Genomic DNA, 26448 nt, shown 5'->3' on the forward strand with positions numbered 1-26448 from the left:
GATCACCTTATGAGTTTCTGACCGCGCTCAGAAGGTGTCGCATGCTGGCAGGACGGCGTAGTTTCACGGCTGTATTTCCGATCGGGCGCGCCCGCGTGCGAGTGGCATCATGACGGCCATTGCCTGCGAACCGGTTGTCGAGATCGGCGGCCCCAAGGCCCTGTCGGCCGCCTTCGCCGGCACCCATGCCTGGTGCAACGAGAAGATGGTGCTCTCGGACGAGCTTTCCGATGGCATGGCGCTACCCGACTTCTTTTCCTCCGGTGCCTTCGGTCACGCGCTCGATATCTACACGGCAAAATCCGGCGCCAGCGACCGGCGCGCCGTCGCCTCCATGTGGTCGCTCTATTATTTCTCGGCCCTCACTATCCCCTATCTGGTGGCGCGTGTGCTCGACCATCAGGTGCTTCCCGTCACCTTCGACCAGATGAAAGTGGCGCTCGGCGAAGACGGCCTTCCCCGAACCTTCGGCGTGGCGACATCGGGCGACTGGCAGCAGGCTGACGATACCGACGTGTTCGCAACGCTTGGCCCGCCGATGCACGGGCACCTGCGCGAGGTCGTCGGCTACCTCAAGTCCGTAGGTGGCATCGCCCCGAAGCTCGCCTGGAACAACGCGCTCGTCTATATCGACTATGCGCTACGGGCCTCCGGCATCGAGCCGCTGAACGCCCAGGCCGACGCGCTGATCGGCAGCAAGTCCCTGCCGGACGGCACGCCCAACCCCTTCTTCGATTGCCTTCGCCACGAAGAAGAAGACGGCGCCCGTGTCTGCCGCCGCAAGATCTGCTGCCTGCGCTATCTGCTGCCCGGTATCCCGAGCTGCGGCAGCCTCTGCGCCCTCCCCAGCCAAAGGAACCAATAGGTTTTGTCGTCCCGCCGCCCCTTCCAGGCCGCCATTCGGCTGACGCTCGCTCTCGTTGTCGCGCTGCTCTTCGCCTTTTCTGCCCGCGCCGAAGGCAACTGGCCGATGACCGTCACCGATGCGGTCGGCCGCGAGGTGATGATCCCGGCAAGGCCGAAGGCAATCCTGCTTGGAAGCGGCTTCAACCTTGTCGCTTTGTCGCTGATCCATCCCGATCCCGTCAGCCTGCTCGTCGGCTGGTCCGGCGACATGAAGGGTGACAATCCCGAGATCTATGAGGCCTTCCGGCGGAAATTCCCTGATATCGCCGACGTGCCGCAGATCGACGACGGAACCGGCCCCGGCCTTTCCTTCGAAACGCTGCTGACGCTGAAAGCCGACCTCGGCATCCTCGCCAACTGGCAGGCCGATACCGAGCCGGGCAAGCGCGCGATCGACTATCTGACCGGCATCGGCGTGCCGGTGGTGGTCGTCGATTTCAACAACGACCCGCTGACGAGCACGCCGCGCATGATGCGCCTGCTTGGCAGGATCCTCGAACGGGACGAGCAGGCCGACGCGTTTGCCCGGTTCTACGAGGACAGGCTGGCGCTGATCCAGGCCCGCATTGCCGCCAAGCCGGAGCCCCGTCCGCTGGTGCTGATGGATGCCTTCCCCCAGGCAGACCGTTGCTGCTGGGCCTACGGCACCGGCGGTCTCGGCGAATTCCTGACGATCGCCGGCGGCCGCAACATCGCCGAAGGCGTGCTGCCGCGCCCCGGCGGCACGGTCAATGCCGAAGCGGTCATGGCCGCCAACCCCGATATCTACATCGCCACCTCCTCGCCCGGCGGCAAATACGGCACGCTCTCGATCGGGCCCGGTGTCAGCCAGGACGAAGCGCGCCAGACGCTCGCCCGCACCATCGAGGCGCCCGCGCTCACGAGCATGCGCGCCGTTGAGGAAAAGCGGGTCCATGGACTCTGGAACTTCTTCAACGCCATCCCACTCAACATCGTCGCCGCAGAAGCCTTCGCCACCTGGATCCGGCCGGATCTCTTTGGTGATCTCGATCCGAAGAAGAGCCTTGACGAAATCAACACCCGTTTCGCTGCGGTCCCGTTCGAAGGCACCTACTGGGTAGACCTGAAGCCGACGGAGTAGCTCTCCTTCCTCACTTGACCTGTGTCCGTCCCTGGTCGGCCGGGATAGCCACCCGCTGCTTATCGTTGCGTGTTGTCTGCCGCAAGACGCACTATATAAGTGTCGTCACGGCCTTGTTCCAAGAGGGCAAGGACCGTCTAACGCTTTGATCGGCTGCATGGTTTCCCTCTTGCATCGAATCCGATTCAAGGAATGATGCGGTGAGGAGGATCTGGATGCTTTGGTTGATTGCGTTACCGCTGGGTCTTGTCGTTGTGTATCTGGCAGCGCGCTTCAGCCGTTTTCGCCAATGGGCGGAACCGATCCTCTCGGTCGCCGTAGCGGTCGGCCTGCTCGTCGCCTTCATCATCTGGTTCAGCGATCGCGACGGCCGCAAGCCCGTAGCACCGGAGCCGGCGCAGACGACGCAACCCGCGGGCCTCACCGCTGCCGACATCGCGTTGGAAGGGCTAACCTTTGAGCAAAGCCAGCCGGAACGAAGCTTCCGCCTGCGTGGCACGGTGACGAACAGGGGCCAGACTCTGCTCGAATATTTCCGGCTTTCGGTCACGCTGGAAGATTGCCCTGACGATGCCTGCCAGGCGATCGGCGACGACGCGGCCCTCATCCTCGCCCGGGTGCCGGCCGGCCAGAGCCGGCCGTTCGAAACTTTCCTCACCTTTCCGAACCGCGAGGGCCAGAGCCTGACGGCCCCAAAATGGACGACCAATATCGTCGAGGTTCGCGGCACAAACCGGTGAACAGCGTGCGCAGTGCCCGGAATGCGACACAATTCCGGCGGAAACCCGCTTCAAAGTTTATCAGGAATCGCTTGTGAACAGCGCGCGCTCGGCGATTCGACAGGAGAGTGGGATATTCTAGGCAGCGTCCGGACGGCGTAGGGCTTCGACGAAAGCAACCGTCGTCGTCACCTCGGCGAATTCGGCGCGCAAGGTCGCGACATGGGCTCGGTGGACGTCCCGTGCCGGGATTTCCGTTCCATCTCCATCCGGCTGATCGAAGCAATCGCATGCATCCTCGACGAGGATCATGCGGTAACCGAGATTGGCGCCGACGCGCACCGAGGTGGAGACACACATGTCGGTGGAAATGCCGAATGCAACGACTGTATCGACGCCGAGACGACGCAGCCTTAGGTCGAGGTCGGTGCCGATGAACGCTGCGTTGACGCTTTTGGTGACGAGTGGCTCGCCGGCCTGCGGCTCGAAACCGGGCCGGAAGGCGTTGCCGGATGCACCGGGGGCGAGTGTCGAGCCCGGCATGACGCTATCATGGCGTACGTGGATCACCGGCCGGCCTGCGGCGCGCCAGGCGGCAAGCAAAGCGAGACCATTCCGGTCGATATCGGCATTCCATCGGCGTGGCCAGGGGGCGCTGTCGAAAGCCTGCTGCATGTCGATCGGCAGCAGCACGGCATTGTCGGGCACTACGGGTAATTTCATGGCAAGGCTCCTTCGTTGCGAGAAGGAAGCTATCTGTCCTATCGTCCGGTTTCACTGGACAAGATGGCGCCAGACCGGACAAATGTCCGGTCTTCGCACGAAAGGAGATACAATTTGACGGAACTCGACGACAAGGATCGGCTGCTGCTGGCAGCGCTTCGCCAGGATTCTCGCCAGAGCCTGGTGGCGCTCGCCCGACATGCCGGCCTCTCGCGCAGCGGCGTGCACGAGCGCCTGCGGCGCCTCGAAGCCAAAGGCGTCGTCGCCGGCTACACGATCCGTCTCGGCGTCGAGGACAAGAACCCGACGGTCAGGGCCCTGGTCGCCATCACGTTCCAGTCCAACAAGAATTGCGATCACATCGTGCCGCATCTTTCCGCCATGCCGCCAGTGGTCACCTGCTGGTCGCTCGCCGGGTCCACCGACCTGATGGTGCTCGTCGAATGCGCATCCAATGGCGATCTCGACACGATCCGCCGGCAGATTTCCCTGATCCCGGGCATCGCCACAGTGCAGACGCATGTGGCGCTCCGGACGCATTTCGATCGAAGAGATTAGGTGGGGCGGCCTTGGCCGATCTCACACATTTGAGGCCCTGCCTCAGACCGGCCGGCTGATCTCGTCGAGATACCAATGGATGTAGCGCAGCTCGTTCTGCTCCATCGGCGCGATCGGACCCGGCGCGAAATAGTGCGAGCGCACGCCGCGCGAGGTGTGCTCGATGATCGCCTTGTCTTCCTCGGTCGTCACCTTCCACAGCCACGTCAGCCTTTCTAGATCGTAGTCGCGCCCCTCCTCGGCGCTACCGTCGACGAGCCAGATCAGCTCCATCTCCGAGGTCTCCGCGGTCTTGGGCACGAAGCGGTAGATCATGCCGTGATCGGGATAGCAGACGAGGAAGGTGGTGCCGCCGAGGTGAATGGAGGTGACGCCGCCGTCGAAATCGCTGAAGCGCCCCATCAGCGTGCTCAGCGCCTGGCCGTCCTTGCTCCCGGTCTTGGCGCCGTCATAGAGCGGATAACGGAAGGCATGCACCGCCTCCTTGCCGCCGGCAGACGTCTGCCAGTGGTTGCCGGAGCCAACCTCGATGCCCAGTTCACAAGTACGCGCCTCCATCCGCGCGTTCAGTTCCTCGATCATGTGCAGGGGCTGTTCCAGCGCATGCGTCTCGGAATATTCCGGATGCGCCGGACCGCAGTGGTAGCACTCCACATAGTTCTCGACGGCGAGCTTCCAGTTGGCGTCAACCGGATAGGACTGGCGATGAGCGATCTTCGCCGATCCCCAGCCATACTGCCCGCAGGTCGCGTGCAGCAGATGCTCGACCTCGGAGAAATCGAGCGGCTCGTCGGCAAAGGAGATGAAGATCAGCCCTTCGGCGACGCGCACATGCAGCTTCTTCAGCCCGTGGTCCTCACGCCTGAAATCCTTGGGCATCAGCCTTGCTGCCTTCAGCGCCCCGTCATTGCCATAGGTCCAGGCGTGATAGGGGCAGACGAAGGCGCGGGCGTTGCCCTTGTCCTTGGTGCAGACCTCGGCGCCGCGATGACGGCAGACATTGAGCATCGCGTGGATCTCGCCGTTCGCCGTGCGGGTGACGATCACCTGCTCTGAGGCCATGCGAAAGACCTCGAAATCGTTGGCGTTCGGGATCGCACTTTCATGCGCCACGCAATGCCAGTGGCGGCGGAAGACCCGTTCGAGGTCGCGTTCATAGATTTCCGGGTCGAGATAGAAGGCGCGCGCGAGCCCATGGCCGGGTCGATGCGCTGCGACAAGCTGGTCGATCCGGTCGCCGATGGTGGTCGTATTCTTGAGCTCCGAAACGAACATGAGGCTGAACTCCACTAATTGGACCGGAAGGACCGCGTTCCGGCGCGCGTGTATTTTTCGTTTTCCGCGGGGGCTCGTTCGCCCCAAGTTCGTCGCTGGAGCAAAAACTGCCCCTCACCCTGATCCTCTCCCCGCCTGCGGGCAGAGGGGAAAGTCGCCGTTGGCGCCAACGCCTACCTTTGGCCGGCGGGCACATTAACGTTCCTCCCTGCCGGCCTGCTCTATTGGAGCGAGACCTCACAGGGCGTCGCCTCTTTGCCTCACCCTGCGGGTGAGGCACGGCAGTTGCCTCGAGTCTCCTTCTCCCCGCCTGCGGGGAGAAGGTGGCCGGCAGGCCGGATGAGGGCGCCACCCTCACAGCGCCAGCAACGGACAGCACCAAGCACTTGCGTCATTTAAGGCACGGGCCATCGCTCGCGAGCTTCGGTTGACACCTTCGCCCGGCGCAATTCCGTGCAATCTGTAGAAGACGAGCGACCTGACCCGGCAGCCCGTTGCCCCGCCCCGAAACCGGGGCGAGCGAAACTCAGCAGAAGATCTGGAACTTCTCCCGGATCGCCCTGTCGATCTCAGGCGCGATCACCGAAGGCGCCGCCTCGGCCAGTATCCGGTTCTTCTTCTCGATCGCCTTTGCCACCAGGTCCGGACGACCGATCTCGACCCATTCCTTCGGGCTCGTGCGGTCGGCGACTGCCGGATAGATATACTCCGTCTGCATGAGCCCCAGCGTCTGCGGATGGCCGAGATAGTGGCCGGGTCCCTCGAGGCAGACAGAGCGCATGGTTTCGAGCGAGACCGAATCCTCGGTCACGTCGATGCCACGGATGCAGCGCTGGACCTGACCCAGGAGATCGTCGCCGAGCACCAGCGACTCCAGGCAGAAGCCGAGCAGCGAAGCGTGCATGCCGACGGCTTCATAGACCATGTTGAGGCCCGAGAGCCCGGCCATGACGTTGGAGATTGCCTGCTCCCAGCCCGCCTGCATGTCCGGCAGCTTGGCGTCGGCGATGCCAGCGGCAGCGCCACCGGGCAGGCGGTAGAACTGGTGCATCTGCGCGCAACCGGCCGTCAACAGTGCCTGTTCGCCCGAGCCGCCGGACATTGCGCCGGTGCGCAGGTCCGAGACGAAGGGCCAGGTGCCGAAGACTGCCGGGTGCCCCGCCGACATGGCGTTGACATAGACGACGCCCGCCAGGCATTCGGCGACCGCCTGCACGATCGCGGTTGCAAGCGGCGCCGGCGCGGTGGCGCCCGCCTGGCCGGCCGAGAGAAGCAGGATCGGCATGCCGGCGCGGATGCACTTCTCCATGGTGATGCAGCTTTCCTCCGCAAATTTCATCGGCGGCACGACGAAGCAGTTCGAGTTGGAAACGAAGGGCCGCGCCCGCCACTTGTCTTCTCCGCCGGCGATCATGTGGATGAGATCGAAGCAGCCGTCGACATGCGAAGGATCGGAGAAGCTGGTGCCGACATGTTTCGTCGTGCCGGCGCAGCAGGCATAGAGCGTATTGACGTCCATCAGGAAATTGTCGGCCACATCGCGGCAGACCATGGCGCGCTGGAAGAAGTGCACGTTGTCGAGATGGTGGACGAGCTGCGCGGCATTGAGCAGGTCCTTGGAGGTCGACTCGCGGTACTCGCGTTTCTCGACGTCGACGATGTGCACCGCCGCACCCGCCGTGCCGTAATAGACGCGGGTACCGCTGAGCTCGAGATCCTGTTTCGGGTCACGGGCATGAAGCGTGATGTCGCGCGCGGCGATCGCAAGCATGTCCTCGACCAGCGCCCGCGGAAAGCGTATCCGCCCGTCGTCACCGAGGATGGCGCCGGCGCCGGTCATGATCTCGACGCCGGATTTCGGCGCATTGGCAAGGCCGATCTGTTCCAGCGCATCGAGTGCCGCCTCGTGGATGCGCTTCACGCCGGCGTCCGTCAGCGGCTTGTACTGGCCGCCGGAAAGACCGGGACGGACCGGCCGGATATTTTCGGCAAGCGGTGCGGCGCGCAGCGCCACCCGCGCCGCCCGCCCGCCAGACCGTCTCGAAGCCGCAACTGCACAATCGTCAGCCATCATCATCTCCCAATGGGGCTGGTGCCCCCTTAACCGCGCGGTGAGGGTGTTGCCCCTCATCCGCCTGCCGGCACCTTCTCCCCGTTCTGACGGGGAGAAGGGACTTGTTGCTTGCGCTCGTTCCTCTCTCCCCCGTTCACGGGAACAGATACCCATGTTGGAGCCGGCGCTCGTTTTGTAGTCCGCCGGCCACCCGGCCCCTCGCCTCGTCAAGCGAGGGAACGAGTCCGGCGCCACGTGTCCCTTCTCCCTGCCTGCGGAGAGAAGGTGCCGGCAGGCGGATGAGGGGCAATCGTCAAGCACTGAACACGATGCCCGGCGCGCGCCAAAACCGCCTGCCCTACATCCGCACCCGCTCGGCCCGTGGGTCGTACATCGGTTTCAGAGATGCCTCCGCCTTCACTCGCGTTCCCGCGATCTCGATCTCGAAGCTCGACCCGAGCACATCCCGGTCGCTCTCGCCTTCCGACGGCACGTAGCCGAGGCCGATCGCGCCGCCGAGGTGGTGGCCGTAATTGCCTGATGTGATGGTGCCGACGATCTTGCCGTCGCGAACGATCGCCTCGTTGTGGAAGAGCAGCGGCTCCGGGTCGGCGAGACGGAACTGCACCAGCCGGCGCGACAGCCCGCGATTGTGCTTGGCAAGCACCGCCTCGCGGCCGATGAAATCGCCCTTGTCGGCTTTCACCGCAAAGCCGAGCCCGGCTTCAAGCACATGATCCTCATCGGTGATGTCGTGGCCGAAATGGCGGAAGGCCTTTTCGATGCGGCAGCTATCGAGCGTATGAATGCCGCAGAGCTTGAGGCCCAACCCCTCGCCGGCTTCTTCCAATGCCTCGAACACATGCGCCGTCTGGTCGGTCGGGACATAAAGCTCCCAGCCGAGCTCGCCGACATAGGTGACGCGGTGAGCCCGGGCGAGCCCCATGCCCACTTCGATCTCGCGCGCCGTGCCGAACGGATGCGCCGCATTGGAAAAATCGTTGGGGCTCACCTTCTGCAAGAGATCGCGCGATTTCGGCCCCATGACGCAGAGCACGCTTTCGCCGGCGCCGACATCGGTGATGACCACGAATTCGTCGGTCAGATGCTTGCGCAGCCAGGCAAGGTCGCGCTGCAGCGTGGCGCCGGGCACGACCAGCAGGAAGGCGGTTTCAGAGAGACGCGTGACCGTCAGGTCGCTCTCGATGCCGCCACGAGCATTCAGCATCTGGGTGTAGACGATACGGCCGGGCTCGACGTTCATCTCGTTGGCGCAGAGCCGCTGCAGGAAGGAAAGCGCATCGCGCCCCTCGACCCGGATCTTGCCGAAGGAGGTCATGTCGAACAGGCCGACGCCGTTTCGGACCGCCATGTGCTCGTCCCTCTGGTTCTCGAACCAGTTCTGCCGTTTCCAGGAATAGCGGTATTCGCGTTCCTGTCCCTCGTTCGCAAACCAGTTTGCGCGCTCCCAGCCGGCGACTTCGCCGAAGACGGCACCGCGGGCCTTCAGGTGCTCGTGCAGCGGCGAGCGGCGCACGCCGCGAGCCGTCGCCATCTGGCGATAGGGGAAATGATCCGCATAGAGCAGGCCGAGTGTTTCCGAGACGCGGTCTTTCAGGTAGGCGCGGTTCTTCTGGAACGGTTGCGCCCGGCGGATATCCACCTCCCAGAGATCGAAGGGCGGCTCGCCGTCGTTCATCCATTGCGCCAACGCCATGCCGGCCCCGCCCGAGGAAACAATGCCGATCGAGTTGTAGCCGGCCGCCACCCAGTAGCCCTTCACTTCAGGCGCTTCGCCGAGATAGTAGCGATCGTCGGGCGTAAAACTTTCCGGGCCATTGAAGAAGGTGTGGATGCCGGCCGTTTCCAGCATCGGCATGCGGTTGACCGCCATCTCCAGGATCGGCGCGAAGTGGTCGAAATCGTCGGGCAGCTGATCGAAGCAGAAGTCCTCGCGGATGCCGTCCATGCCCCAGGGCTTGGCCTTGAGCTCGAAGGCGCCGATCAGCATCTTGCCGGCGTCTTCCTTGTAGTAGGTGCACTCGTCCGGCACGCGCAGCACCGGCAGGCGCTTGAGCTCCGGGATCGCCTCGGTGACGATGTAGAAATGCTCGCAGGCATGCAGCGGCACGGTAACGCCGGATTGCCGCGCAAACTCCCTGCCCCACATGCCGGCGCAGTTGACGACATGGTCGGTCTCGATCGTATAGGTCTCGCCGTTCTGTTCGCAGGTGACACCGGTCACCCGGCCGTCCTTCTTCAAGACAGACGTGACCTTGACGCCTTCGAGGATCGTCGCACCGTTCTGCCGCGCGCCCTTGGCAAGCGCCATGGCGATGTTGGCCGGGTCGCACTGGCCGTCGAGCGGCAGGTGCACCGCCGCCTTCACATCCGAGGTGTTGAGATGCGGATACATCGCCTTCACTTCGTCGGGCGTGATCTCGCGCACGTCGACATTGAAGGCGCGCGCCAGCGAGGCCTGGCGGTAAATCTCCTCCTTACGCTCCCCGGTGAGCGCCACCGTGATCGAGCCGTTCTGGCGCATGCCGGTGGAAATGCCGGTCTCTGCCTCGAGCTTGACGTAGAGATCGGCCGAATATTTCGCGAGCCGCGTCATGTTCTGCGAAGCACGCAGCTGGCCAATGAGGCCCGCCGCATGCCAGGTGGTGCCGGAGGTCAGCTGCTTGCGTTCAAGCAGCACCACATCGGTCCAGCCGAGCTTGGCCAGGTGATAGGCGACCGAACAGCCGGACACGCCGCCACCGATGATGACCGCACGGGCTTTCGAGGGAATGGGCTTGGTCATGCACGCAGTCTTTCGTTGGAGGGATCCCAGAGCGGCTGGTCCGCTTCGACCGTAGCCTTGAAGCGATCGCCGAAGATCTCAACCTCGATTTCCTTGCCCGGCACGGCGAGATCGGCCCTGAGCATGCCGAGCGCGATCGACTTGCCGACGCGGTGGCCCCAGTTGCCCGAGGTGGTCTCGCCAACGACCTCTCCGCCCGACCAGAGCGTCGACATGTAGGGCGCGTCGCAGCCGTCGGCGGCGACCGTCAGCGTCACGAAGCGCTTGGAAACACCCTGTTGCTTCTCACGCTCCAGGGCCGCCTTGCCCTTGAAGCCGGGCTTGCCCCAATCGACGAAGCGTTCCAGCCCGCCCTGCAGGATCGTGTAGTCGGTCGACAGATCGCCCTTCCAGGCGCGGTAGCCCTTCTCGATCCGCAGGCTGTCGAGCGCCTCCATGCCGAAAGGTTTCAACCCGCGCTTCTGCCCGGCTGCCCAGACGGCGTCGAAGATCACGGCGGTATCCTCGACCCTGGTGTGGATCTCCCAGCCGAGCTCGCCGGCGAAGGAGACACGCACGAGCTGGCAATAGCGCCCGGCGATCTGTGCCGTCTGATGCGTCAGCCAGCCCTTGGTCAGATCGGCGTCGCTGACTTCAGTGAGGATTGCGCGCGATTTCGGCCCGGTCAGGATCTGGCAGGAGAAGGATTTGGTGACATCGTCGATGGTGAAGGCGGCCTCGGCGGGCCGGTGCTTCATCAGCCATTCGAAATCGTGCCACTGAGCCGTTGCCGCCGTGATCAGGAAGAAGAAGTCCTCGTCAAGCATCATGACCGACATTTCGGTGACGATCCGGCCCTTGTCGTCGGCGAAATAGGCAAGGCCGATGCGGCCCGGCTTCGGCACGCGGCCGGTGATGAGACCGGACAGCCACGCGGTTGCGCCCTCGCCCTTCACCCTGAAGCGCGAGAAGCCCGGCAGGTCGAGAATGCCGGCGGCATCGCGTACGGCAAGGCACTCTTCCTCGATGCGTTTGGCCCATGGCCCTTCGCGGCCCCAGGTCTGCGTCGCCTCTTCGGAAGTGTCGTCGCCGGGTTCGGCGTACCACATCGCCCGTTCCCAACCGTTATAGGGCTTGAACTGGGCGCCGAGGGCGGCGACACGATCGTGGATCGGCGAGAGCTTGCGGTCGCGCCCGGCCGGCCAATAATGCTTCGGGAAATGCATCGCGTATTCGTGGCCATAGATCTCCATGCCCTTGGCGATGCAATAGTCCTGGTCGGTGTAGTCGGTGTAGCGGCGCGGATCGCAGGACCACATGTCCCACTCGGTCTGGCCTTCGGTGATCCATTCGGCAAGCACCTTGCCGGCGCCGCCCGCCTGGCAGATGCCGAAGGTGAAGACGCAAGCCTCGAACGCGTTCGGCACGCCCGGCATCGGGCCGATTAGCGGATTGCCGTCGGGCGCATAGGGGATTGGGCCGTTGATAATGCGCGACAGCCCGGCGGTGCCGAGGATCGGCACGCGCTCGACCGCATCGTTCAGGTACCATTCCAGCCGATCGAGATCGTCGGGGAAGAGCTGGAAGGAAAAATCTTCCGGCATCGGGTCCTCGGGCGTCACCCAATGGGCGCGGCAGTTGCGCTCGTACGGCCCGAGGTTCATGCCGTTCTTTTCCTGCCTGAGATAATAGGAGCTGTCGACGTCACGGAGCAGCGGCAGCTTGTGGCCGGCCTCCTTCGACCAGGCGGCAAGCTCCGGGATCTCGTCGAACAGGATGTACTGATGGCTCATCACCATCATCGGCACATCGCGGCCGAACATCTTGCCGACTTCGCGGGCATAATAGCCGGCGGCGTTGACGACATATTCGCAGCGGATCTCACCCTGCGGCGTGGAGATCACCCATTCGTCGTTTTCGCGGCGCGCACCGGTGACCGGACAGAAGCGGATGATCTTCGCGCCCATGTCGCGCGCGCCCTTGGCAAGCGCCTGCGTCAGCTGTGCCGGGTCGATGTCGCCGTCATAGGGATCGTAGAGTGCGCCGGTCAGTTCGTGCGTTTCCAGGAAGGGATAGCGGGCGCGCATCTCGTCGGGCGAGAGGATATCGAGATCCATGCCCTGATAGCGGCCCATGCCCACGACGCGCTTGAACTCCTGCAGCCTCTCCTTGGAGTGGCCCAGCCGGATCGAGCCGGTGACGTGATAGTTCATCGGGTAGTCGACGAGCGCACCGAGGTCGCGATAGAGCGAGGCCGAATAGCGCTGCATGTTCATGATCGACCAGGAGGACGAGAAGGTCGGCACGTTGCCGGCCGCATGCCAGGTGGAGCCTGCCGTCAGCTCATTCTTTTCCAGAAGCACGCAATCGGTCCAGCCGGCCTTGGCCAAATGGTAGAGCGAGGAAGCGCCGATCGCTCCCCCACCGATGATCACGACGCGTGCATGCGACGGCAAATTCGACATCAACTGTTCCCTCGTTTTGGCCGAATTCTTGCCGGTGAAGCGCGGCGCCATCAAGCGAAGGAAACAGGCTTTATTGATCGATGAATTCGATTAGATTGAGAGACTAGCAACGGGAGGCTACGGCATGCAGGTTGAACTGATCGAAACCTTTCTCGACCTGATGGAGAGCCGCTCCTTCAACCGCACCGCCGAGCGGCTGAACATCACCCAATCGACCGTCTCGCACCGGGTGAAGGCACTGGAAGCCCAGTTCAACCGCAAGCTCTTCACCCGCAACAAGGGCGGCACCGTGCCGACCGCTGCCGGGCTGCGCTTCCTCGACTATGCGAAAGCCTTGCAAAACCAATGGCATGAGGCAACGCGCGCGGTCACCAATGCCGGGGCGCTGGAACGCTCCATGCGCCTCGGCATCCAGCACGATCTGGCGGAGGCTTTTGCCGGCGAATGGATGGCGGCCATCCGCCGGGACATGCCGGGCATCGAGGTCTATATGGAGGCCGATTACTCGAACCAGATGAACCGCGATCTCGGCGCCGGCGACCTGGATCTCGCGATCCTCTACACGCCCCACTACCTGCCTGACCTCTACTATGAACGGATCGGCGATCTGCATTACGTGCTGGTCAGCACCGAGGCCCGCGAACTCTCCGATGTGCGCTCCGAGAGCTACATCCGCTCCAGCTATTCTCCGACCTTCGACCGCGCGCACAGGCTGGCCTTGCCGCATCTCTCCGCCGCGCTCGTCTCGGCCGGCCAGAACATGGCGATCACCCGGTTGCTCGCAGCCCTCGACGGCTCGGCCTATGTGACCGCCGCCACGGCGGAGCGGCTGGCTGCAGACGGATTTGCCGCCCGCGTTCACGATGCGCCGGTGATCCCGCAGACGGTCTATGCCGCAACCAGCCTGCGCACCCGTCACGCCCACCAGCACCGCAAGATCATCGCCGCCATGGGCGAACTGCTCGCCACGCTGCCGGTGCCAAATACAGAAAGCGCCTAGATCAGGTTAGATCCGTTATGCCATTCGGCGCTGGATCAGCCGCTGCAGGACCATCAGGATAGAGACGATCGCGAGATAATAGACCAAAGCCGCGGAGTACCATTCGACGAAGCGGAAGCTCGATGCGATCGCGTCGTTGACGACCGCCATGATCTCGCGCATCGAAATCACATAGGCAAGCGACGTCAGTTTGATCAGGTTGATGAACTCGTTGACCAGCACCGGCATGACGATCCTGAGCGCCTGCGGCAGGATCACGAGGAAGAACGTCTGCCAGCGATTGAGGCCGAGCGCGCGGGCGGCATCCGTCTGCCCCTGGCCGATCGCCGAAAGCGCCCCGCGCATCGCTTCGGCCATGTAGGCCGCCGTCACCAGAGTAAACGCGATGAAGGCGGCGACGAAGGGCGTGTACCAGGGCGCCCGCGTCAGGCCCGGAAAGAGCTGCGGTGCGCCGTTCCAGACGATCAGAAGCACGAGGATCAGCGGTGACGAGCGGAACAGCCAGACATAGAGCTGCGCTGCCGTCCGCCTGACCGCCGCCACCGAGTTGAGCGCGACGGCGAGCGGCAGGCAGAGCAGAAAGGAAGCAGCCTGCACCAGGATCGACAGCAGGATGGCAATACCCGCCCCCTGCAGCATCACCGGCATGGTCAGGGCATCCAGAAACAGTTTGGTGTCGAAGTTCATGCCCTGCCCGCCTTCGAGATTAAGAATCGTAGTCGACGTCGAAGAGCGCCGGATCGAGGCCGTACTTCTTGGCGAGCTCGCCGAAGAAACCCTTCTCCTTCAGCGCCTTGAGCGCCGCCTTGACAGCGGCCGCGTCCGCAGCTTCGCGACGGCTGTAGATGCCGTACTTGAAATCCGAGGCCCAGACGTAGGGAAGCTGAAGCGTGCCGTCGGATCGCGAGGCGCGGTAGGCGCCCTCCGCCTCCTCGGTCACTGTCGCATCGACCCGGCCGACGAGCACCTGTTGATAGGCGGCCTGTTGGGTCGGATACTCTTGCACCTCGACCGGCGGCAGGCCCTTGGCGGCAAGTGCGGTGTTGAGCGGTCCGATCCGCTCCTCCTTGTAGTAGGCACCGGCTTCGAGCGCGATCACCTTGCCGCTCAGGTCCTCCGGCACTTTGATCGCATCGCTGCCCGCCTTGGTGACCATGGCAGTGGCCGATTTCATGTAGGGCACGCCGTCATAGGTCTCGCGCCGCTTGGCGTTGATGTAGATGCCACTGATGATGACATCGCAGCGCCCTGCCCCGAGCGTCGGCAACAGGCCGGCAAATTCGGTGACGGTGTAGGCGACCTTGGCGTTCCAGAGGCCGGCAAGCGCCTCGGCGATCTCGATGTCGATGCCGGTCGGCGCCGCATCGGCCGGATGCTCCTTGAAGGACAGCGGCGGAAAGGCGGCGGTGGTGCAGACGCCGATCTCGCCATCGGCGGCAAAGGCCGGCGGCTCGGCCTGTGCGGCGCCGGCCGAAAGCACGGCGGTTGCGAGAAGGGTTGCGCAGGATGCCAGTCTGATCATCTTCATTCCCCTCATTGTGCTGGTGAAACGCGGCCGACGATGTCGCCATAGGTCTGGCTGTCGAAGGCAGGAAGGATGAGCGGATCCACAAAGCCGTCGCGCCGCGCCGTCAGCACGTATTGCATCATCGACGCATTGTCCGGCATCTCGAAAACCTGGACGAAGTCGTAGGCTCCGAGCGTGGCATAGAAGGCGACCGAGCGGCCGCCGAGTGCTGCGACCCGATCCTCGCTCACCTTGCGCCGGGCGCCGCTGTCCGAGAGCTCGGCCAGTCCCTTGGAGGTCAGTCGCATCAGCGAGATATATCTTTGCATGGGGCATCATTCCGTTGAAACGGTTGGCAAAAATCTTGAAAATGTGGACGTGCGCGGCGCGCCCGAAGCAATTCCAGGAAAACTGCGATGCGGTTTTGCGTCCGGAATTGCGCGGTGCCAGAGCGCTAGCGCGCGGCCTTGGCCAATCCGGCAATGACGGCATCACTGGTCGAAACCGTGCCGAAGATGCCGTTCTCGATCGAGATCATGTTGATCGCCGCCTCATGCGCCCACTGCTCGCCGCTGGCACAGCAGTCCGAAATCGTCAGGCACTGGAAATTGCGGTCGCAGGCTTCGCGCAGCGTCGTGTGCACGCAGACATCCGTGGTGCAGCCCGTGAAAAGCATGTGGGTGATGCCCTGGGACCTCAGCACATGCTCGAGATCCGTATAGGTGAAGGAACTGTTGCAGGTCTTGTCGATGATGACGTCGGTGTCGGCGACATCGAGTTCGGGCAAGAGCTGGAACCCCGGGCTCGAACGCAAGAGCACCTGCGTATTCTCCAGCCCCGAGCGCTTGCGCCGCCATTTCTCGTAAGGCGTCATGTCGGCGAGATCGGCACGGTAGCCCTGGCGCGTGTGGATGATCAGGCAGCCGGCTTGCCGTGCCGCCGCAATCACGCGGTTGACCGCCGGCACGATGGCGGCCAACGGCGCCGGATCGTAGCCCATCGACGCGAAGTAGCCGTTGGGCGAGCAGAAGTCGATCTGCAGATCGATCACCATCAGCGCGGTCTGCGACGGAACCAGCTTTCCATCATAAGGAAAATCAAACGGTTGTGCCTCGATCATGGTGTTCTCCCTCTCTCCGGTTCGATTCATAGGAGCAAAAATCGATTGGGAATAGCGATTTTTTATGCTTGATTTTGTGCAGTCTCGCTAAACAATTTCGAGATTCGATCCTGAGGAAAATGACGGATGAAGGCGCTGCATTTCCTGCCCTATATCCGGGCATTCGAGGCTGTTGCGCGCATCGGCTCGGTGCGCCAGGCGGCGGACGAGTTGGGCTTGAGCCCCGGCGCCGTGTCGCTGCAACTGCGCCGCCTGTCGGAGACGACCGGGCTGACGCTTCTCGAAAAGTCCGGACGCAACATCAAGCTCACGGCAGCTGGCCGCGACTTCGCGCAGACGGTCTCCCACGCGATCGGCAACCTTGCTGCAGCCGTCGAGGACGGCACCGACCGACGGCTCGAAAGCCACCAGCACAAGCTGACCGTCGCCCTGCCACCGGCGCTGGCGATTGCCTGGATGGCCGGGCTGCTGGTGCAGTTTGCCGGTGCGCGAGGTTTGACCGACCTTTCAATGCGCAACTGCATTCGCGCCAGCGACGTCGCCTGGGACGATGTCGATCTCGCCGTCGTCTACGACAACCCGCCTTTCGACGGCCTGTGGTGGCAGGCGGTCAGCGACGTGAAACTGCGCACGGTCTGCTCGCCGCTGCTCTTCCCCCGGCTCGAAGGGCCGCTACGCGAGAGGAAGCTGCGCGACGTCACGCTGCTGCATGAGGATGACGGCCGGGAATGGACGCGCTGGTCGGCCGCTTCGCGCATTTCGCTCGAAGGCAGCCGTAGCGTGCGCGTGCAATCGGTCGCGATCGCCGTAGCCTCGGCGCTGCAGGGCCAGGGAATCGCCCTCGTTTCCGACGTACTGACGCGCTCCTATCTCTACGAGGGACGCCTGATCCAGCCATTTCCGACGGCGATACCGGCGTCGGCCGGCTACTACCTGCTCTGCCCGACGGAAAAGGCAGAGGAGCCGCTGATCCAGGCCTTCGCCAACCAGATCGCAGCACACCTGCGCGGCGAGCGATCCGGCGAAAAGCAGGCTCAGTAGCGACCCTTGAGCTGCGCCTTCAGCCGCTCGGCATCCGCCTCGGTCACACCAGACGGTGCCACCGCCTGCATCCAGGCGTCGATATAGTGTTCCGGCGCATAGACATGGCCGTAACCGATCGGCGACGTCGTCGCGAGCGCCATGTCGGCCAACAGCTGGAACATCGTGACAACAGGGAACCAGCGAAGAGCCGGCGAAACGTCCGCCCCGCGCGGCGCCTTCATCCAGTCCGGTTCGCGGTAGAAGGAATAGGGATCGAAGAAGGTGATCGGGTCGCTTGCATATTGCAGGTAGACGATGCGGACATTGCCCCATTGGGCGCCCGGAATGTTGAGCGCGTTTTCCTGATTGGTGAAACGGATCACCGAGCCGTCGCGATAGAGCGGCCGCCATTCCGGCGAGCCCGGATTGCGGTTTCGTGTGATCTGCAGCCAGGTTTTGGTCGGGAATGGCGAGCCGACCCAAAGTGCCCCCTGGAACGGGTCGCTGATGATGTCGAAGGGATCGACCGAGCCTTGCGAGTTCATCGCGCCGAGGCTGAGACCATAGAGATAGAGCCTCGGCCGCTTGTCCTTCGGCAGCGTCGTCCAATAGCCATAGACCGCATCGAAGAGCGCATCGGCCGTCTCCGCCCCATATTCCGGCTCGACCAGCAGCGACAGCCAGCTTGTAAGATAGGAATACTGCACGGCAACGCTGGCGACGTCGCCCTTGAGAAGATACTCGAGCGAATCGAGGCCAGGCGGGTCGATCCAGCCGGTGCCGGTCGGAACGACGATCAGGAGATTGGAACGCTCGAAACCGCCGACGCGCTTCAATTCCTCGAGCGCCAGCTTCGCCCGTTTCTTGGCGGTTTCGGCCGAATTGAGACCGGCATAGACGCGCAAGGGCTCCTTTGCCTCAGCCCCGAAGAAGGCGCCGATGTCCTTCGCGGCCGGGCCGGAAGCGATGAACTGGCGCCCCTGGCGGCCAAGCTCGTCCCAGGTCATCAGCGACGCGCTGCTGCCGGTTTTTGAGGGATCGGTCGGCGGCGCGACGTCGGGGTCGATCAAGGCGTCCAGCCGCTGGAACGAGCTGTCGGCCGCATGCAGGGCAAAGCGGAAGATGACGCCATCGGCGGCTGACCAGAAGAGCGCCAGTGCCGCAACCACCCCGGCGAGCTTGGCCATCGGCCGGGTCAGCACATATTCGAAACGCTTGGTCAGAAACCGGAAGGTCAGCCGGAACAGGCGCGCCAGCAGCACGATGACGACGAAGACGACGGCGGCGATCAGGCCGAGCTTGAACGGCTCGGCGCTTTCGACCGGAGCGAGCCCCATGATCTCACGCACCGTGTTCTGCCAGTAGGCGGTGCGCCAGAGGAAGGTGAGCGCAACGGCGATGCAGCCGAACGCCGCCACCACCTTCACGATGAAGCCGGTGCGTCCGCGGATCTCCGGCAGGTCCAGCAAGGACCAGACCCAGCGCATCAGCACGCCGATCGCATAGCCGGCACAAAGCGACAGGCCCGAGATCACCGCCTGCACCACATAGGGCCGCGGGATCAGGCTCGGCGTCAGCGACATCGCAAAGAAGAAGACGCCGACAATCAGGCCGGAGGTCGAGAAGGATGCAAGCAGCGCCGAAACGAAGCGCGGCACCGGCAGTCTCGACAGTCGCGTCTGTTGAAGATTTGCCATGGCCGATCCCACCCTATGCAGACATGTCCCCGCAACGGCCGAGGCCGTCCGGCGAAGGTCCCGTATCACTTTGAATTGCTGCACATTTATCCTCAAATCGGCGACGATTTGACGAAACGCGCAGCAGGCGCCGGCAGCAATGTCGCCTCCCGCTCGTGTCCAGTCAATCGCCGCAACCGGAAGACGCGCAAGCACTGGCCTGACAGCGGCACTCCGACCCTCACGCGCGGGTCACCTCGACCGGTGTTTTCATGATGATTTCGCGGTGCGGGAACGGGATCGAAATGCCCGCCGCCTTGAAGGCATCCCACAGCGCCATCAGCACCTGACCGCGAATGTTGGTGAGCCCGTTGCTCGGATCGGAGATCCAGAACCTCAGCTTGAAATCGAGCGACGATGCGCCGAAGCCGGTCATCCAGCAGACCGGCTCCGCGTGGCTGCTGGCAACCCGTGGGATCGATTTGGCAGCCGCAATGGCAATGCGCGCCACCTCGTGCGGATCGCTGTCATAGGAGGTGCCGAAACTGACCTCGATACGGACGAAGTCGCTGGAGAACGACCAGTTCACCACCTGCTGCGAGATGAAGTCCTCATTCGGAATGAGGTACTCCTTGCCGTCCCTGGTGATGACGGAGACGAAGCGGGAGCGTAGGTCGCGGACGGAGCCGAAGGTATCGCCGAGCGTGATCGTGTCGCCGGGTTTGATGGATTTGTCGAGCAGGATGATGATCCCGGAAATGAAGTTGGAGACCACCTTCTGCAGACCGAAACCGATACCGACGCCGACCGCCCCGGAAAAGACCGTCAGCGCCGTTAGGTCGATGCCGGTTGCCGACAGCGCGATTGCACCGGCAAAGCCGATCAGTGCGATCTTGACCAACTTGCTGATCAGCACCTTGAAGGAGGGCGTCAGTTCCGCTGAACGCTGGATCCAGTGCGACGAGACGTTGCCGATCAACACCGCAAGCCAGACCAGCGCGGAAGAAAGTACGATGGCTTTGAGAACCAGCAGCAGCGACAGACGAACCGCGCCGAAATTGATGGCAACGCCGTCGAGCGTCGTCAGAATCACCCGATCGAGCCCGACCGCATAGAGCGCAAAATAGATCCAGCCGACGACGGCGGTAACCCGCGCCAGCATCTGGTTGCGGATGATGCGTGTCAGCACCGAGATGACGAACCAGGCCGCCGCCAGCGTCAGCGCAGTGGCCACTAGCCAGCGATAGGAAGGCCATCCGAAGCGCAATATCATTCCGTCGGCGATCCAGAGCCAGACGATCAGAAACAGCCACTGCAGTCGCCGCATGAAGGCGATGATCACGCGCAGCAGATCCGGATTACCCTTGATCAGACGGGCACGGGCTTCGACCAACGGCTCTGTCCGCTTTGCCAGCGCGCCGCAGATCAGGTAGCCGGCGACGATGATGGCGAGCTGATAATACGTCCACTCGTTCAAAAGGACCGTGCGCAACCAGGAAGCGACGGCATCGAACGCTGTTGCGAAATCCATCGTCTCTCTCCGAGAGATCAAGGCGCCCGCCGAGCGTTTGGGGACGCCCTGATCCCTTGAATCTAGGGCATCCTCGACGCTTTCAAAGCCGACCGGAGAAAGTCGAACGTCTTCAAGGATATATGCAGCGTAGACGCTAGATCCGCCGCTCCTTGATGGTGTTCATGACGAAGCTGGTCTCGATCGAGGCGACGCATTTGAGCCTTGCGATCTTCTCCTTGATGAAGCGCTCGTACTGATCGAGGCCGGCGCTCATCACCTTCAGCACATAATCGCGCGAGCCGGTTACCAGGTGGCACTCGAGCACCTCGTCCCAGCCGCGCACCGCCTCCTCGAACATGACGATCTCGTCCTCGTGCTGGCGGCTGAGCCTGACAGTCGCGATCGCCGTCATCGTCCAGCCGTCGACCGCCGGATCGATCAGCGCCGTATAGCCGCGGATGACGCCGGTCTCCTCGAGCCGTCGCAGCCGGCGAAGACAGGGCGAAGCCGATAGCCCCACCCGTTCGGCAAGCTCGTTGTTGGTGAGACGGGCATCCCCCACCAGTTCCTTCAAAATCCTGCGATCCATCTCGTCGGCAATTTTCTGCGCCATATCTTCTCAACTCAGCCAGATCTTTGCGCAACTCAAAGACATAGAGCCGGAAATAGCAAGGATCAGTCCAAGCATCTGATATAATTTGCCTGTCAGTCGAGTCCGCTTCCCATCAGGAGACAAGTCATGACCGCACCGCATCCCTCCAAGACCCATATCGGAAACCACAAGCTGCATCCCGAAACGCAGATGCTGAACTATGGCTACGATCCGGAACTGTCCGAGGGCGCCGTCAAGCCGCCGGTGTTCCTGACCTCCACCTTCGTCTTCCGCTCGGCCGAAGAGGGCCGCGACTTCTTCGACTTCGTTTCCGGCCGTCGCGAGCCGCCGGCGGGCGTCGGCGCCGGCCTCGTCTATTCGCGCTTCAACCATCCGAACAGCGAGATTGTCGAAGACCGCCTCGCCGTCTACGAGCGCACCGAAAGCTGCGCGCTGTTCTCGTCGGGCATGTCGGCGATCGCCACGACGCTGCTCGCCTTCGTCAAGCCGGGTGACGCGGTCCTGCACAGCCAGCCGCTCTATGGCGGCACCGAGACGCTGCTTGCCCGCACCTTCCTCAATCTCGGAGTCGCCGCCGTCGGCTTTGCCGATGGCGTCAACGAAGCGGCGGTGACGGCTGCGGCCGAAGCGGCGATGGCCAAGGGCCGTGTCTCCGTGATCCTGATCGAGACGCCGGCGAACCCGACCAACAGCCTCGTTGATGTCGCCATGATCCGCCGCGTTGCCGACGCGATCGGCCGAAAACAGGGCCATACGCCGATCGTCGCCTGCGACAACACGCTGCTCGGCCCGGTCTTCCAGCGGCCGATCGAACACGGCGCCGACATCTCGCTCTATTCGCTGACCAAGTATGTCGGCGGCCATTCCGACCTTATCGCCGGCGCTGCGCTCGGCTCCAAGGCGGTGATGAAGCAGGTCAAGGCGCTGCGCGGCGCGATCGGCACCCAGCTCGATCCGCATTCCTGCTGGATGCTCGGCCGTTCCTTGGAAACGCTCTCGGTGCGCATGCAGAAGGCCGACGACAATGCCCGCATCGTCGCCGAGTTCCTGCGCGAGCACCCGAAGGTCGAGCGCATCCACTACCTGCCCTTCCATGGCGAGGACACCCCTGTCGGCCGCACTTTCAAGGCACAGTGCACCGGCGCGGGCTCGACCTTCTCCTTCGACATCACGGGCGGTCAGGAAGCGGCCTTCCGCTTCCTCAATGCGCTGCAAATCTTCAAGCTCGCCGTCAGTCTCGGCGGCACGGAATCGCTGGCCAGCCACCCGGCGGCGATGACCCATTCCGGCGTGCCGATCGAGGTGCGGCACCGCATCGGCGTGCTGGAATCGACCATCCGCCTGTCGATCGGCATCGAGCATCCGGATGATCTCGTCGCGGATCTCTCAAACGCCCTGTCGGTCGCCTGATGCAAGCGGCCGCCGGTCCAGCCGGCGGCCCCTTCGCTAAATTGAAATGTTCAATTCCGGACGGAAAACCGTTTCGCACTTTTCCTGGAATCGGCCCGCTTGGCTGGCGCAATTCCGGACGGAAAACCGCTTCGCACTTTTCCTGGAATTGGCCCGCTTGGCTGGCGCAATTCCGGACGGAAAACCGCTTCGCACTTTTCCTGGAATTGCTTAGTGCGCCAGGATGTTGACGATATTGCCGAACGGGTCGCGCATATAGAAACGGCGCACGCCCCAGGGTTCGTTGGTGATGTCGTAGACAATCTCGACACCGGCGGCCTTGGCCCGCTGATAGGCTCGGTCGACGTCGTCGACCTCTATGGATAGCACCGGCACGGGCGTATCGTTGCCGCCCTCGCTGGCGATGCTCACCTGCGGCATCGCGGCCTTGCCCTCGGCGGCAAACGTCAGGATCCAGCCGTGATCCATCACCACGTCGAGTTCCAGCAGGTCGCCGTAGAAGGCGCGCGCCACTTGCGGGTCCGGGGCGTAGAGGTTTGAGACGATACGCTTGACTGTCATGGAATTCTGCTCCCTTCGACGCGCCGCAACGCGGCAGCATCGACGCTTACTGGTTGTTCGGCTGATAACGATACAGCCCATACTGCCGGCCAACGGCAGCCGATTGAAAGCGGAAATCGCCTCGCTTCAGAATGAAGCCGCCGCATGTTCCGATGGCGCCTTCGGTTTTGCTCCGGCAAGCGCCACCCGCACAAGCGTCGCCGCTGCCTTGCCCGCCACCTCCATGTAGCTTGGATCCCGGTGCAGCAGCACGACCGCGAAACTGCCGTCGAGCAACAGCAGGATCTGCCTTGCCAGCATGGCCGGCTCGGCGACACCGGCTTCGGTAAAGGTCTCGGCAATCCAGGCCTCGAACTTCTTCTTGTGGGCGGCACCGATGCGGATCGCCGGATGACCGGGCATGTTGGCAAGCTCGGCGGAGGTGCGCAGGAAGCCACAGCCCTTCCATTTCGGATGGCGCGCCGCCCGCGCCAGGTTGACGAAGATCGCCTCGACCTTGTCGGCAAGGTCCCCGTCGCCCGTGTCGAACCACTTCCGAAAGAGCTTGAGATTGGGCTGGTCGCGACCTTCGAGATAGGCGGCGATCAGCTCGTCCTTGCTTTGGAAGTGGTAATAGAGCGTGCGCTTCGTCACGCCCGCCGCCTCGGCCACCGCATCGACGCTGACGGCGCGGATGCCCTCGGCGTAGAAGAGCTTTTCCGCCGCTGCTACGATCATGTCCCGGGTCGATTTCGCTGCTTTTGCCATCGTGATGTATACCGACTAGTGAATATACAGGACATCCTCCCTCACCTAGCCTCTCCCCGTCAACCCAAGCCGGAGAGCAACCATGTCCAATACCGTTCTGATGCAGATTTCCGAGGGTATCGCCCTCCTCACGCTTAACCGCCCACAGAAGCTCAATGCCTTGAATTACGAACTGATCGACTGGCTCCTTACCCTTCTCGATACGATCGAGGTGAACGACAATGTCGGCGCCGTGATCATCACCGGCGCCGGCGAGCGCGCCTTTTCCGCCGGCGGCGATATCCACGAGTTCTCGGAAAGCGTGCGCCAGGGCGTGAACCCCGCCGTGCGCGATTTCGTCCGGCGCGGCCAGCGCCTCACGGCTCGGCTGGAAGCCTTTCCGAAGCCGATCATCACCGCCGTCAACGGCCTCGCCTATGGCGGCGGCTGCGAGATCACCGAAGCCGTGCATCTGGCTGTCGCCAGCGATCGGGCGCGCTTTGCCAAACCGGAGATCAAGCTCGGCATGCCGCCAACCTTCGGCGGGACGCAGCGCCTGCCGCGGCTTGCCGGCCGCAAACGGGCGCTCGAACTCTTGCTGACGGGTGAGGACTTCTCGCCGGAGTGCGCCCTGGAGATGGGGCTCGTGAACCACGTCGTTCCCCACGACAACCTGATCCCCGCCGCCCGCGACCTCGCCAAGCGCATCATGCATCACTCCCCCCTCGCCGTTCGCTCAATCATCACCGCCGTAACCCGCGGTCTCAACATGTCGATATCAGAGGGCCTGCTGGTCGAAAGCGAGCAATTTACCCAGATGGTGCCGACCGACGACCTCTCGGATGGGCTCGCCGCCTGGAAGGGACGACGCATCCATGAAGACCGCCTGAGCGACGACTTTTTCTCGTCGCTCAGGAGGAATATTCAACCAAAAGGTTGACAAACTTCGTGATCGCGACGATGTTCAACAACATGGTTGAATATCACACTGATCATCTCGATGCCGTGTTTCACGCGCTTTCGGATCCGACGCGCCGCGCCATGCTGCGGAACCTCTCGCAGGGCGAGAGGCTGGTGGGCGAGCTTGCGGCGCCCTTCTCGATCTCGCTGGCCGCGGCATCGAAGCACATCAAGGTGCTGGAAGGAGCAGGTCTGGTGCGCCGTGAAGTGAAGGGCCGCACGCATGTATGCCGGCTGGATGCCGCGCCGATGCATGCCGGCATGGAGTGGATGCGCCACTACGAAGCCTTCTGGCGCACGCGTATCGACGCCCTCGAGACACTGCTTCTCGCCGAAGACGCAACTGTTCGAAACGATCCGAACGACCCGGAGGAATAGTCATGACAAAGCATGCCACAGCCTTTGCCGGTACCGATTACGGCCGCGTCATCGCACCGGACGCGGTGCGCATCGAACGCCTGCTGCCCGGCCCGATCGAGCGGGTCTGGTCCTATCTGACCGACGAAAGCAAGCGTCGGCTCTGGATGGCATCGGGCACGATCGGCTCTTCCGAAGGCGCCGCGGTCGAGCATGTCTTCCGCCATTCCGAACTGACGACGCACGACGATCGGCCGCCGCAGAAATATGCCGAGCATGCCGGCGAGGTGCGCAATTACGGTCACGTGCTCGCCTGGGAGCCGCCGCGGCTGCTCGCCTATACTTGGAACGAAGAGACCGGCACGCCCTCGGAGGTCCGCTTCGAGCTCAGTCCCCGCGGCGACAAGGTGCTGCTCGTCGTCACCCATAAGCGCATCGCCGATCGCGCCATCATGACCAGCTTCTCCGCCGGCTGGCACGTGCATCTCGACATTTTGCGCGCTCTGCTCGAAGGCGAAAAGCCGGCAGCCTTCTGGAGCAAGTTTACCGACCTGGAAGCGCAATATGACGCGCGTATTCCGAAGCCTTGACGGTAGGATGGGCTTAAAGATCAAGACGCGTGCAGGCGCCGGCGAGGATCCACTTGCCGGCGCTTTTCGTCAGGCGCGGGCGAAACCGAGGATGAAGAACGCCAGCGCGCCGATCGATGCAAAGGTGCGCACGTGGTTCCACCAGACCCAGTCGGTGAGATAGCGCTCACGCCAGAGATCAACCGCCGCCTGCCCAGGTGCCGCTGCACCGAGCGCATCGTTCATCGGCACGTTGAAGATAATCGTCACCAGAAGCACGCCGACGACATAGGCGATGCCGCCGGCAGCAAGCCACCACCTGCCCTCGCCGCCCGAGAGGAAGGCCATGACGACGAGCACCAGACCGAGCAGCGCGGTGCCCATGAAAGCACTGAGGAAGATCGGGTTCTGGATGACGACATTGATCGCGTTCATCGCGGCGATCCCCTGCTCCGGCGGCAGCCGCGACAGGGCCTGCATGATGCAGACCGAGAAGATGAAGAACAGCCCGGCCATCAGGCCGGAACCGATCGCGGCGGCAAACGCCAGAGCGGGGATCAGCGGGATCATGCGGCAATACTCCAAACACCAGTTGCTGCGGTTTCCCGGGCATAAACCGCAAAGTCGCGCGGGGGCCGCCCAAGCACGCGCTCGACATCGGACGTCATGCTGGAATTGCGTCCGTCGAGCACCGAGGAGAAGAGATAGCGGATGAGTGCGACATAGTCATCCGGCACGCCGTCGGCCTTGAGTTGCGCCGCAAAATCGTCGATCGGCACCGGCTGATAGGCGATCCGGCGGTTGGCCGCAACGGCGATCTCGGCCAC

26 protein-coding genes are annotated in these 26448 nt (G+C 63.4%); 10 read left to right on the forward strand and 16 right to left on the reverse strand.

The window, feature by feature from the left end; all coding sequences use genetic code 11:
• The first annotated feature begins 109 nt into the window (after window positions 1–109).
• From fhuF to LAC81_RS12455, 3 genes are all read left to right on the forward strand, one after another.
• Complete coding sequence (fhuF, locus tag LAC81_RS12445; RefSeq protein ID WP_223725039.1) at window positions 110–865, forward strand: siderophore-iron reductase FhuF; 756 nt, start codon at window positions 110–112, stop codon at window positions 863–865.
• Window positions 866–868: 3 nt separating this feature from the next.
• Window positions 869–2008 (forward strand): ABC transporter substrate-binding protein, encoded by a 1140-nt coding sequence (locus LAC81_RS12450; protein WP_419195768.1) that lies wholly within the window; start codon window positions 869–871, stop codon window positions 2006–2008.
• Between the two features lie 215 nt (window positions 2009–2223).
• Window positions 2224–2748, forward strand: coding sequence for a hypothetical protein (locus LAC81_RS12455; protein ID WP_223725040.1), 525 nt, complete (start codon window positions 2224–2226; stop codon window positions 2746–2748).
• A gap of 117 nt (window positions 2749–2865) precedes the next feature.
• Here LAC81_RS12455 and LAC81_RS12460 read toward each other — a convergent pair whose 3' ends face one another.
• Complete coding sequence (locus LAC81_RS12460; RefSeq protein ID WP_223725041.1) at window positions 2866–3450, reverse strand: isochorismatase family protein; 585 nt, start codon at window positions 3448–3450, stop codon at window positions 2866–2868.
• Between the two features lie 114 nt (window positions 3451–3564).
• On the opposite strand from LAC81_RS12460, the gene LAC81_RS12465 reads away from it, so the two are divergent.
• Window positions 3565–4008 carry an Lrp/AsnC family transcriptional regulator gene (locus tag LAC81_RS12465; RefSeq protein ID WP_223725042.1) on the forward strand — a complete coding sequence of 148 codons (444 nt, stop codon included), beginning with the start codon at window positions 3565–3567 and terminating at the stop codon, window positions 4006–4008.
• A gap of 42 nt (window positions 4009–4050) precedes the next feature.
• Here the strand turns inward: LAC81_RS12465 and LAC81_RS12470 are convergent, their stop codons facing one another.
• From LAC81_RS12470 to LAC81_RS12485, 4 genes are all read right to left on the reverse strand, one after another.
• Window positions 4051–5283: an aromatic ring-hydroxylating oxygenase subunit alpha gene (locus tag LAC81_RS12470; protein WP_223725043.1), complete on the reverse strand. Its 1233-nt coding sequence runs from the start codon at window positions 5281–5283 to the stop codon at window positions 4051–4053.
• A 526-nt stretch (window positions 5284–5809) separates the two neighbouring features.
• On the reverse strand, window positions 5810–7354 hold the full coding sequence (locus LAC81_RS12475) for a trimethylamine methyltransferase family protein (protein WP_223725044.1): 1545 nt from the start codon (window positions 7352–7354) through the stop codon (window positions 5810–5812).
• A 340-nt stretch (window positions 7355–7694) separates the two neighbouring features.
• Window positions 7695–10142, reverse strand: coding sequence for a GcvT family protein (locus tag LAC81_RS12480; RefSeq protein WP_223725045.1), 2448 nt, complete (start codon window positions 10140–10142; stop codon window positions 7695–7697).
• Window positions 10139–12586, reverse strand: coding sequence for a GcvT family protein (locus LAC81_RS12485; protein ID WP_223725046.1), 2448 nt, complete (start codon window positions 12584–12586; stop codon window positions 10139–10141). The genes LAC81_RS12480 and LAC81_RS12485 overlap by 4 nt, the downstream gene beginning before the upstream one ends.
• 124 nt (window positions 12587–12710) lie before the next feature.
• Between LAC81_RS12485 and LAC81_RS12490 the strand changes: the two genes are divergently transcribed.
• A complete protein-coding gene (locus tag LAC81_RS12490; protein ID WP_223725047.1) occupies window positions 12711–13586 on the forward strand; it encodes a LysR family transcriptional regulator in 876 nt (291 codons plus the stop codon).
• Between the two features lie 15 nt (window positions 13587–13601).
• Here the strand turns inward: LAC81_RS12490 and LAC81_RS12495 are convergent, their stop codons facing one another.
• From LAC81_RS12495 to LAC81_RS12510, 4 genes are all read right to left on the reverse strand, one after another.
• Window positions 13602–14273, reverse strand: a complete 672-nt coding sequence (locus tag LAC81_RS12495) for an amino acid ABC transporter permease (protein WP_223725048.1) — start codon at window positions 14271–14273, stop codon at window positions 13602–13604.
• Between the two features lie 19 nt (window positions 14274–14292).
• Window positions 14293–15108: a transporter substrate-binding domain-containing protein gene (locus LAC81_RS12500; protein ID WP_223725049.1), complete on the reverse strand. Its 816-nt coding sequence runs from the start codon at window positions 15106–15108 to the stop codon at window positions 14293–14295.
• Between the two features lie 11 nt (window positions 15109–15119).
• A complete protein-coding gene (locus tag LAC81_RS12505) occupies window positions 15120–15422 on the reverse strand; it encodes a GYD domain-containing protein (RefSeq protein ID WP_113540425.1) in 303 nt (100 codons plus the stop codon).
• 125 nt (window positions 15423–15547) lie between these two features.
• Entirely contained in the window at window positions 15548–16213 is a 666-nt protein-coding gene (locus tag LAC81_RS12510) for a cysteine hydrolase family protein (RefSeq protein ID WP_223725050.1), read from the reverse strand.
• Between the two features lie 126 nt (window positions 16214–16339).
• Here LAC81_RS12510 and LAC81_RS12515 point away from each other — a divergent pair, with 126 nt between their 5' ends.
• The gene (locus LAC81_RS12515; protein WP_223725051.1) at window positions 16340–17254 is read left to right on the forward strand and encodes a LysR substrate-binding domain-containing protein; all 915 of its coding nucleotides are present in this window, start codon (window positions 16340–16342) and stop codon (window positions 17252–17254) included.
• Here the strand turns inward: LAC81_RS12515 and LAC81_RS12520 are convergent.
• The 3 genes from LAC81_RS12520 to LAC81_RS12530 all read right to left on the reverse strand — a co-directional run bounded on the left by LAC81_RS12520 (window position 17248) and on the right by LAC81_RS12530 (window position 21038).
• Window positions 17248–18933, reverse strand: a complete 1686-nt coding sequence (locus tag LAC81_RS12520) for an alpha/beta hydrolase (protein ID WP_223725052.1) — start codon at window positions 18931–18933, stop codon at window positions 17248–17250. The genes LAC81_RS12515 and LAC81_RS12520 overlap by 7 nt on opposite strands.
• Window positions 18934–19153: 220 nt before the next feature.
• Window positions 19154–20443 carry a mechanosensitive ion channel family protein gene (locus LAC81_RS12525; RefSeq protein ID WP_223725053.1) on the reverse strand — a complete coding sequence of 430 codons (1290 nt, stop codon included), beginning with the start codon at window positions 20441–20443 and terminating at the stop codon, window positions 19154–19156.
• A 136-nt stretch (window positions 20444–20579) separates the two neighbouring features.
• Window positions 20580–21038, reverse strand: coding sequence for an Lrp/AsnC family transcriptional regulator (locus LAC81_RS12530; RefSeq protein WP_113540430.1), 459 nt, complete (start codon window positions 21036–21038; stop codon window positions 20580–20582).
• A 126-nt stretch (window positions 21039–21164) separates the two neighbouring features.
• On the opposite strand from LAC81_RS12530, the gene LAC81_RS12535 reads away from it, so the two are divergent.
• Window positions 21165–22448 carry a cystathionine gamma-synthase family protein gene (locus LAC81_RS12535; RefSeq protein WP_223725054.1) on the forward strand — a complete coding sequence of 428 codons (1284 nt, stop codon included), beginning with the start codon at window positions 21165–21167 and terminating at the stop codon, window positions 22446–22448.
• Window positions 22449–22658: 210 nt separating this feature from the next.
• Here LAC81_RS12535 and LAC81_RS12540 read toward each other — a convergent pair whose 3' ends face one another.
• Both LAC81_RS12540 and LAC81_RS12545 read right to left on the reverse strand, forming a co-directional pair.
• A complete protein-coding gene (locus tag LAC81_RS12540) occupies window positions 22659–23009 on the reverse strand; it encodes a VOC family protein (RefSeq protein WP_034792008.1) in 351 nt (116 codons plus the stop codon).
• Between the two features lie 126 nt (window positions 23010–23135).
• Entirely contained in the window at window positions 23136–23756 is a 621-nt protein-coding gene (locus LAC81_RS12545) for a TetR/AcrR family transcriptional regulator (RefSeq protein WP_223725055.1), read from the reverse strand.
• An 82-nt stretch (window positions 23757–23838) separates the two neighbouring features.
• Between LAC81_RS12545 and LAC81_RS12550 the strand changes: the two genes are divergently transcribed.
• From LAC81_RS12550 to LAC81_RS12560, 3 genes are read left to right on the forward strand one after another with little or no spacing between them, the layout of a single operon-like run.
• Window positions 23839–24675 carry a crotonase/enoyl-CoA hydratase family protein gene (locus LAC81_RS12550; RefSeq protein ID WP_223725056.1) on the forward strand — a complete coding sequence of 279 codons (837 nt, stop codon included), beginning with the start codon at window positions 23839–23841 and terminating at the stop codon, window positions 24673–24675.
• Window positions 24676–24707: 32 nt separating this feature from the next.
• The gene (locus tag LAC81_RS12555; RefSeq protein WP_223727816.1) at window positions 24708–25073 is read left to right on the forward strand and encodes an ArsR/SmtB family transcription factor; all 366 of its coding nucleotides are present in this window, start codon (window positions 24708–24710) and stop codon (window positions 25071–25073) included.
• A gap of 2 nt (window positions 25074–25075) precedes the next feature.
• Window positions 25076–25642, forward strand: a complete 567-nt coding sequence (locus LAC81_RS12560; RefSeq protein WP_223725057.1) for an SRPBCC family protein — start codon at window positions 25076–25078, stop codon at window positions 25640–25642.
• Window positions 25643–25711: 69 nt separating this feature from the next.
• Here LAC81_RS12560 and LAC81_RS12565 read toward each other — a convergent pair whose 3' ends face one another.
• Window positions 25712–26191 (reverse strand): DUF1772 domain-containing protein, encoded by a 480-nt coding sequence (locus LAC81_RS12565; RefSeq protein ID WP_223725058.1) that lies wholly within the window; start codon window positions 26189–26191, stop codon window positions 25712–25714.
• Complete coding sequence (locus LAC81_RS38410; RefSeq protein ID WP_328716181.1) at window positions 26188–26448, reverse strand: hypothetical protein; 261 nt, start codon at window positions 26446–26448, stop codon at window positions 26188–26190. The genes LAC81_RS12565 and LAC81_RS38410 overlap by 4 nt, the downstream gene beginning before the upstream one ends.

Origin of the sequence: Ensifer adhaerens, assembly GCF_020035535.1 — a bacterium.
Classification (GTDB): domain Bacteria; phylum Pseudomonadota; class Alphaproteobacteria; order Rhizobiales; family Rhizobiaceae; genus Ensifer.